The following is a 1,066-nucleotide window of genomic DNA, read 5'->3' on the forward strand; positions in this document are numbered from 1 at the left end:
TGAACTGCACCCCAAAACCTGGACGGCTTAAATAAGAACTACGCCGCAAGGGACTGTCTCCGGAACTCCTCCGGGGTCAGTCCCTTCAGTTTAACCTGGCGCCTCCTCGTGTTCCAATGGACCACGAAGTCGTCGAGGTCCGCCTTGAAGGACTCGAAGTCCGGCCACGTCCTTCCGCGGAAGAACTCGTCCTTGATGTGGCCGAACACCTGCTCCGTCGCGCCGTTGTCGATGCAGTTGCCCTTCCGGGACATGCTCTGCACCACGCCGGCCTCCTCCAACCGTCTGCACCAACCGGCCTGCTGGTACTGCCAGCCCATGTCCGAGTGCAGGATCGGCCTGGAGCCCTTGGGCTTCTTGGACACGAGCTGGTCGAGCAGCTCGTGCTGCTGAGCCATGTTGGGGTGCAGCGACGTGGACCAGGCGACGATCTCCTTGCTGCCGAAGTCGTAGACCGGCGCGAAGTAGGCCTTGCCCCAGGGCTGTTTGAACTCGGTGACGTCGGTGCCCATCTTTTCCCACGGCCCGTCGGCGGCGAAGTCGCGCCCGATGACGTTCTCGAAGGTCTTTCCGACCTTGCCCCTGTACGAGTTGTACCTGTGGTAGTCGGTCTCGCGGCGGATCCCGCAGCTGATGCCCATCTCGCGCATCATCTTCAGCACGGTCTTGTAGGCTATGCGCACGCCCTGCTCGGCGCGCAGGCACATGGCGATCTGCCTGTGGCCGCACCCGTTGGCCGTGCGCGAGAATATCTCGGCGGCGGCCTCCCAGAGCTCGGGCCTGGTGGGAGCCTTCGGGTGCGACAGCGCGTAGTAGTAGCTCGACCTCGCCAGGCCGGCGCACTCCAGCAGGCACCCCAGCCCGTACCCCTCTTCGCGCAGGGCGCTCACGGCCTCGACCTTCGCCCTGGTCAGAGTCCGTCCCTCTCGACCAGGGCACGCAATTTTTTTAGGTAGGCCACCTCGGTCTCGAGCCTTCGGCAGCGCTCTTCGAGCTCCTGCTCGCGCGTGCGCGGCCTCGCCTTGGAACCGCTTGGCCGGCCCTTGGGCCTGGGCCTGAGCGCCTC

Annotated in this window: 1 protein-coding gene; it reads right to left on the reverse strand. The window is 65.0% G+C overall.

Features of this window, described 5'->3' with window-relative positions; all coding sequences use genetic code 11:
* Positions 1-38: 38 nt before the first annotated feature.
* Positions 39-983: an IS3 family transposase gene (locus ACTM86_RS08915; RefSeq protein ID WP_427795397.1), complete on the reverse strand. Its 945-nt coding sequence runs from the start codon at positions 981-983 to the stop codon at positions 39-41.
* Between the last annotated feature and the right edge of the window lie 83 nt (positions 984-1,066).

Source organism: Collinsella sp. HCP3S3_E11 (assembly GCF_052067375.1).
Classification (GTDB): Bacteria; Actinomycetota; Coriobacteriia; order Coriobacteriales; family Coriobacteriaceae; genus Collinsella.